The organism is Corallococcus sp. 4LFB (genome assembly GCF_046520365.1).
GTDB lineage: Bacteria > Myxococcota > Myxococcia > Myxococcales > Myxococcaceae > Corallococcus > Corallococcus caeni.
Map to the genome: position 1 here is coordinate 1 of NZ_JBKGHJ010000432.1, position 7,176 is coordinate 7,176.

The following is a 7,176-nucleotide window of genomic DNA, read 5'->3' on the forward strand; positions in this document are numbered from 1 at the left end:
GCCGCTCAGGCCGCGCGCCGCATCGCGGGCGTGGGGTGCAGCCCGCCCGTGTTCGGCGCGGGCAGCACCACGGTGGGGCCCAGGCCCGGGGCCAGCAGGTGCGCGGTGAGCAGCGACGACGGGTGGAAGTTCACGAACGACGCGTCATACGCGGACGGGCCCGCGAAGAGCTTCTCCACCACCATGGACGCGTACTGCTCCAGCGAGTCCTCGCGCGTGTTGCCGTTGAGCACCACCTCCCAGCCCATCTGCTCCGCGAAGCGGCGCACGCCGGGGATGCGCGACAACAGCGGCGTGAAGCTCTCCGTGCTCACGCCGTTCTCGCTCACCACGAAGACTTCATTCGCGGTGGCCACCGCCAGGGACATGTTCCCCTGCGTGTGGCCGGGCGTGCTGAGCAGCGCCGCGCCCTGGCCCAGCCACGTGTCCCCGTCCAGCAGCACCACGCGCTCCTCGGGGACATCCGTGCCGCCGGGCACGAACCACACGTGCTGCATGGGGTGCAGGTGCTTCACCATGGTCCACTCGGCGCGCTGCACCAGCAGCTTCGCCCGGGGGAAGACGCCCGGCTTTCCCTCACCGCCCAGCCAGCCGCGCAGGTCCTGGATGTGCAGGTGGTCGAAGGCCAGGTAGTCCACGTCCGACGGCGTCAGCCCCAGCTGCTCCAGGTGGCCCTGCACCGTGCCGTGGCGGGTGGACATCACCTTGTCGGACAGGAACGCGCCGTAGCGCTCGCGCAGCGCGCGGTAGAAGGGCGCCGCGTGGCCCCGCTCGTAGTCGGTGGGGTTGAAGAGCAGGGTGCGCCGCTGGCCGGTGCCTCCTTCCGCGAACTGCACCACCTGCATGCGGTTGGTCATCATCACGTACGGCGCCGGGGACAGCGCCGCCCCGCTGAAGGCGAACAGGGTGGGGTAGGGGAACGTGATGAGGTCGCAAGTGGCCACCGCCGCCACCGGGCCCTCCCGGACGAAGGCCTCGCGGGCCTCCAGCGCGGCGCGGCGCAGCTTCTGCAACCGGGGGCCGGGCGAACGCTCGGCGCGGGCCTCGGGCAACAGGGGCAGGGGACGGAACGGGGCGGAAGCGGAAATCATGACGCGACTCCCTTCGGGCAGGGGGACAGGCCCCCTGGCTGGCCGGTCGGCGTGCCACTCCGAGTGTAGCGCCGCCAGAAGGGCAGCGACATGTGGCCCCTTCGCTGTATAGGGTCGCAATGGCGATGGCGAGGAAGTCCGACGACACCCTCTCGGGAGATGTTCAGCCGGAAGACATCCGGCTGGAAGCCTCCCTGCGCCCGCGCACCTTCGACGAGTACGTGGGGCAGGGGGCGGTCGTCGAGAAGCTCAAGGTGTACGTGGCCGCGGCGAAGAGCCGGGGTGACGCGCTGGACCACTGTCTGTTCTCCGGCCCCCCGGGCCTGGGCAAGACGTCGCTCGCGCACCTCATCGCGAACGAGCTGGGCGTGGGCATCCACGTCACCAGCGGCCCCGCGCTGGAGCGCAAGGGCGACCTGGCGGGCCTGCTCACCAACCTCAACGAGCGGGACATCCTCTTCATCGACGAAATCCACCGCCTCAACGCCGCCGTGGAGGAGTACCTCTACCCGGCGATGGAGGACTTCCGGCTGGACATCACCATCGACACCGGGCCCGCCGCCCGCGCGATGAAGATTGATCTGCCGCCCTTCACGCTGGTGGGCGCCACCACGCGCACGGGCCTGCTCACGTCCCCGCTGCGCGACCGCTTCCAGATTCAAGAGCGCCTGGAGTACTACGAGCCGAAGTTCCTGGAGCAGATCCTGGACCGCTCCGCGCGCATCCTCGGCGTGCCCATGGACCGCGCCGCCAGCCGTGAAATCTCCACCCGCTCGCGCGGCACGCCCCGCATCGCGAACCGCCTGCTGCGCCGGCTGCGCGACTTCGCCCAGGTGGAGGGCAACGGCCGCATCACCTACGACCTGGCGCACGACTCCTTGAGCCGCCTGGGCGTGGACGCCAGCGGCCTGGACGCGATGGACCGCAAGATTCTGCTGACCATCCTGGAGAAGTTCGGCGGCGGCCCGGTGGGCGTGGAGACCATCGCCGCGAGCGTGGGCGAGCAGCGCGACACCCTCGAGGACGTCTACGAACCCTTCCTCATGCAGGAGGGCTTCCTCATGCGCACGCCGCGGGGCCGCACCGCCACGCTGCGCACCTACCAGTACTTCAAGAAGACGCCGCCCCCCACCCCACAGGGGACCCTCTTCTAGCCCCACCTCCTCCGCCATGAGCCAAGCCTCCGCGCCCGCCGTGCCCACGGTCCTCCCCGGTTCCCGCGACTACTACGGCGACCTGATGCGCGCCTCGCAGGCCACGCGCGCGGGCTTCCTCGCGGAGCGGGAGCGCTGGCTGCGCGGCGTCCCGGTGGAGGGCCGCGAGGAGCTGCTCTTCGAGTTCGAGATGTGGCTGCGCGCCGTGGAGCGCTACCTGAACCTCCACAACTCCGTGGTGGACGCCCGCGCCCGTCCGTTGGTCACGCGCGACTTCCACGAGGAGCTGGTGGACGTGCGCGACGCCATGGAGCGCGCGGTGCGCGTCGCCCGGCACCTGCAGGACCCGGACAGCGACCCGAAGATGGTCTTCCGCAAGTACGTGGAGACCCAGCTCGCGGACGACCGCGTGCGCCGGCTGTTGATTGAAGAGGAGCTGGACCAGGAGACCCCGCCGGAGAGCCTCTTCGTCGTGCGCGAGGCCTTCGACGCGCTGAAGAACCTGCTCGACAACCTGCTCCAGCTGCCACTCATCGGCCTGTCGCTGTTCCAGGACGTGGGCAAGCTGACGCTGCGGGAGATCGTCCTCAACCGCTACTTCCGCCCCTTCCGCCCGCTGGAGTTCCGTGTCGAGTACGACCGGCTGCGCTCCGTGCGCCTGCTGGACGTCCTGGGCGCGCTGCCCGCGGACACGCGGCCCCTCTTCACCACCGCGTTCCTGGGCCTCTTCCGCGTGCTGCACTACCTGACGCACGTGGATCCGGAGTCCCAGCCGCCCGTGCCCCGGCGCGTGCGCGTGCTCCTGTCCCTGGTGCGCGGCGAGGTGTCCGCCGTCGCCAGCTACCTGCACACGGAGCTGTCCCCCAAGGCGGGCCCCAAGCACCTCCAGGCCGCCGCGCTGAGCGCCGCGCGCGACCTGGCCCGCGAGACGGACCGCATCGCCCGGGACGTGCTGGTGGACCTGGACCGCGACCCCGCCGCCCCCCTGCGCGCCGCGGAGGCCTTCACCACGCTACTGCGCCAGCAGATCGTCGCGCTGGTGGACGCGCTGGCCCCCAACGGCTCGCTGGGGGAGGAGGCCTTCGCCCACCTCACCAGCGCCCAGGACGCCGCGCTGCGCCTGCGCAAGGACCTGTGGGTCTACGCCCAGCTCTGCCGCGCCGCTGAAAGCCACCTGCGCTCCGACGACGTGGTGTCCGCCGAGCGCGTGCTGGAGGCCCTCAAGTCGTTCCTCGACTACTTCCACGACGGCGGCTACCAGCTGTTGCGCTACGCGGACTACGACGCCTTCGACCGCTTCACCTCGCTGCTGGTGGAGCTGCCCTGGCCCCCGGAAGGCCCCGGCATCCGCAGCCGCCTGGCGGAGGACCTCCGCCGCTTCTCCCAGACGCTGGAGACCACCTTCCACGCCGTCAGCCGCCGCTCCCTCCTCCAGGGCCGCGGCTTCGACAGGCCGGACGCGGAAGCCCTGAGAGATCGCTTCCTGTCGCCTGGCGGACGCTGACCCACCCGCCCGGACAGGGATTCCGTCAAGCCCCGGACTCCCCGTGAGGCCCGGGCCTGCGTTTGCTTCCGGGCACTCGCCTGCGATAGAGACGCGCCCCTGTCGCGTGGGTGACACGCACTCCCTGTTGGCTTGAAAGCATCCGGGAGCGCCGGGGTCCGAAGGATGGATTCCGGACATCGCTGTCACGGTGGGAGGAGCAGTGGTGGGTTTCCCAAGAGGGGTGTCCGCGCCCCGGTCCAGGCCGTACCCCGTCCCGGGCCCTGGAACTCCAGCAGTTCCAGGGGGTTGGGAAGGGCAGGGGGACCCCTCGCCGCAGTCCTTGTGTCACGGCCGCGTGGCATGTTGATTGCTCCTATGTGCACCGCGTCAGACCGCGGTGGAACGGCCTGACGGGGCCGTACCCCGCGTGCGTCAGCAAGAAGCAGTCTCCAGAGGCGACACCGACATGCTCCAGTTCACCGACTTCCAGCGCACCCTCACCCAGCCGGCCATCTGCCGCGGCGTGGGGCTCCACTCCGGGTTGCCCGTGACGCTGACCCTGAAGCCCGCGCCCGCGGGGCATGGCATCGTCTTCGTCCGCACGGACCTGGCGCGCCCGGTGAGCATCCCCGCGCTGGCGGAGTACGTGGTGGACACGTCGCTGGCCACCACCCTGGGCCGCGACGGCGTGAAGGTGGGCACGGTGGAGCACCTGATGTCCGCGCTCGCCGCGCTGGGCATCGACAACGTGCGCGCAGAGCTGGACGGGCCGGAGGTGCCCATCATGGACGGCAGCGCGGCGCCCTTCACCCACGCCATCATGGAGGCCGGGTCGCACGAGCTGGACGCGCCGCGCGAGTACCTGGTCATGAAGAAGAGCGTGGTGGTGCAGGACGGCGACAAGCAGGCCTCGCTCACCCCCGCGCGGCGCTTCCGCATCAGCTGCACCATCGACTTCGAGCACCCCGTCATCCAGGGCCAGTCCTTCGACGTGGACGTGAACGACCGGGGCTTCTCGCGCGAAATCTCGCGCGCCCGCACGTTCGGCTTCCTGCGCGACGTGGAGAAGCTGAAGACGCTGGGCCTGGCGCGCGGCGGCTCGCTGGAGAACGCCGTCGTCGTGGACGAGGCCGCCATCCTCAACCCGGACGGCCTGCGCTTCCCGGACGAGTTCGTGCGCCACAAGATTTTGGACGCCATCGGCGACGTGTCGCTGTTCGGCCGGCCCGTGATTGGCCACATGACGGCGTTCAAGACGGGCCACGCGCTCAACCACAAGCTGGTGCGCAAGGTGCTGGCGGACCCCTCCAGCTTCGACATCGTCACCGCGCGCCGCCGGGACGTGGAGGGGCGTGAGCCGGGCCGTGGAAGCCTCGCGGGCGCGTTGGAGCTGGAGCCCCTGGTCGCCTGAACGCCGGGCTGGCAATTCCTTGCCAGCCCCGAGGACCTCTATTAAGTCGGCGGCCTATGTCCATGCGCTCTACTCGCATCGCCCTGGCCGCCCTCCTCGCGGCATCCCTCACCGCCGGCTGCAACAAGGAGAAGGCGCCGGCCAATGCCCAGGCGCCCGCCGCGCAGGCCCAGGCCGCCAATGCCGCGGAGCCCTCGCCGGACACCGTGGTGGCCACCTTCGGCAACAACGAGAAGGTCACCTTCGGTGAGCTCAACGAGCGCATCAAGGAGCCGCTGGCGAACCTGGACAAGCAGAAGTTCCAGCTGCGCAAGCGCGGCCTGGAAGGGCTCGTCACCGAGCGCCTGGTGAAGGCCGAGGCGACGAAGCGCGGCATGACCGAGGACCAGCTGCTCAAGGCGGAGATCGACGACAAGATCCCCGCGCCGCCGGAAGAGAAGATCAAGGAAGTGTTCGAGGGCGCCAAGGGCCAGCTGCCCCCGGGCGCGACCTACGAGCAGATGAAGCCGCAGATCGTGGACTTCCTGTCCGGCCAGCAGAAGCAGGAGCAGGCCCAGAAGTTCTTCGACTCGCTGCGCCAGGGCGCCAACGTGAAGTACGAGCTGCCCGAGCCCCCGCGCCCGCCCGCGGAGCGCAAGCAGGTGGCCGCCACCGGCCCGTCCAAGGGTCCGGAGAACGCGCCCGTCACCATCGTGGAGTTCAGCGACTTCCAGTGCCCGTTCTGCAGCCGCGCCATCGGCACGGTGGACCAGGTGACGAAGACCTACGGCGACAAGGTGCGCCTGGTGTTCCGCCAGTTCCCCCTGGACTTCCACAAGCAGGCGCAGAAGGCCGCCGAGGCCTCGCTGTGCGCCAACGACCAGGGCAAGTTCTGGGAGATGCACGACAAGCTCTTCGCCAACCAGCAGGCGCTGGGCGTGGATGACCTGAAGAAGTACGCGGGCGAGCTGAAGCTGGACACCGCCAAGTTCAACGCCTGCCTCGACTCCGGCGAGAAGGCCGCGGCGGTGAAGGCGGACATGGCGGACGGCTCCAAGGTGGGCGTCAGCGGCACGCCGGCGTTCTTCATCAACGGCATCATGCTGTCGGGCGCGCAGCCCTTCGACGAGTTCAAGAGCGTCATCGACGCGGAGCTCAAGGGCGCGAAGTAGTCCTTCAGTCGCGGTGAGGGAGGGATGCGGTGGCGTCCAAACCCAGGGCCACGCCCCGTGTGAGCGGTGAGGCGGCTTCGCTCGAGCTGGAGCGGCCGCTCGCCGCCGTCGTCTCTCCCACCCGGCCCCTTTCGGCGCACTTCCTGGCGCCGGAGGGGCTGGTGCTCCTCCCGGAGTCCCAGGGCGCGTCCGGCTTCTTCGCCGGCAGCCTGGGGACGCTCTCGGTCGAGGAGGTCTTCGCCCAGATCCTCTCCGGCATCCGCACCGGCCAGCTCGTCGTGCAGCACGCCAGCGTGCGCCGCACGGTGGCGTTCCGCGACGGGCAGGTGGTGTTCGCCACCTCCAGCGAGCGCTGGGAGCGGCTGGGCGCGGTGATGGTGCGGCTGGGGCTCCTGACGGAGGCGAAGCTCACCCAGGCGCTCGCGCAGGTGACGCCCGCGCGCCGGATTGGCCAGGTGCTCACGTCGCAGGGGCTCGTGTCGGAGGCCAGCCTCTACAGCGCCATGACGTTCGTGGTGCGCGAGGTGGTGCTCAACCTCTTCGAGATGGTGGAGGGCAGCTTCCTCTTCCTGGAGGCGAAGGCCCCGGCGGTGGACGCGGTGAAGCTGCCGGAGCGCACGCGCGACCTGGTGCTCACTGGCATCAAGCGCGCGGAGGAGACGGGCCGGCTGCGCCGCCGCTTCCCGGACGACATGCGCGTGACGCCGGGCCCCCAGGGCGCGCTGCCCGGCGAGGAGGCCCTGTTCGCCAAGCTGGGCGAGGGCACGACGCTGGGCGCGCTGAGGGCCGCCTACGCGGGCAGCCAGTACGCCTTCTACAGCGGCGTGGAGGAGGCGGTGCGCGGCGGCCACCTGGCCGTCCGGGCCGCGGAGGCGCCCGTGGC

Annotated in this window: 6 protein-coding genes; 5 read left to right on the plus strand and 1 reads right to left on the minus strand. The window is 70.6% G+C overall.

Going from position 1 to position 7,176, the window contains the following annotated elements; genetic code table 11:
* Positions 1-5: 5 nt before the first annotated feature.
* On the minus strand, positions 6-1,091 hold the full coding sequence (locus tag ACLEQD_RS33025) for a hypothetical protein (RefSeq protein ID WP_410389493.1): 1,086 nt from the start codon (positions 1,089-1,091) through the stop codon (positions 6-8).
* Positions 1,092-1,210: 119 nt separating this feature from the next.
* Between ACLEQD_RS33025 and ruvB the strand changes: the two genes are divergently transcribed.
* The 5 genes from ruvB to ACLEQD_RS33050 form a co-directional block, all read left to right on the plus strand.
* On the plus strand, positions 1,211-2,245 hold the full coding sequence (gene ruvB / locus ACLEQD_RS33030; RefSeq protein ID WP_338264976.1) for a Holliday junction branch migration DNA helicase RuvB: 1,035 nt from the start codon (positions 1,211-1,213) through the stop codon (positions 2,243-2,245).
* Between the two features lie 16 nt (positions 2,246-2,261).
* Positions 2,262-3,749 (plus strand): hypothetical protein, encoded by a 1,488-nt coding sequence (locus tag ACLEQD_RS33035; protein ID WP_410389495.1) that lies wholly within the window; start codon positions 2,262-2,264, stop codon positions 3,747-3,749.
* A 448-nt stretch (positions 3,750-4,197) separates the two neighbouring features.
* The gene (gene lpxC / locus ACLEQD_RS33040) at positions 4,198-5,142 is read left to right on the plus strand and encodes a UDP-3-O-acyl-N-acetylglucosamine deacetylase (RefSeq protein WP_410389497.1); all 945 of its coding nucleotides are present in this window, start codon (positions 4,198-4,200) and stop codon (positions 5,140-5,142) included.
* Between the two features lie 56 nt (positions 5,143-5,198).
* A complete protein-coding gene (locus tag ACLEQD_RS33045; RefSeq protein ID WP_410389498.1) occupies positions 5,199-6,293 on the plus strand; it encodes a thioredoxin domain-containing protein in 1,095 nt (364 codons plus the stop codon).
* A gap of 29 nt (positions 6,294-6,322) precedes the next feature.
* Positions 6,323-7,176: DUF4388 domain-containing protein (locus tag ACLEQD_RS33050; RefSeq protein ID WP_410389500.1), on the plus strand; the 854-nt coding region annotated here is incomplete at its 3' end.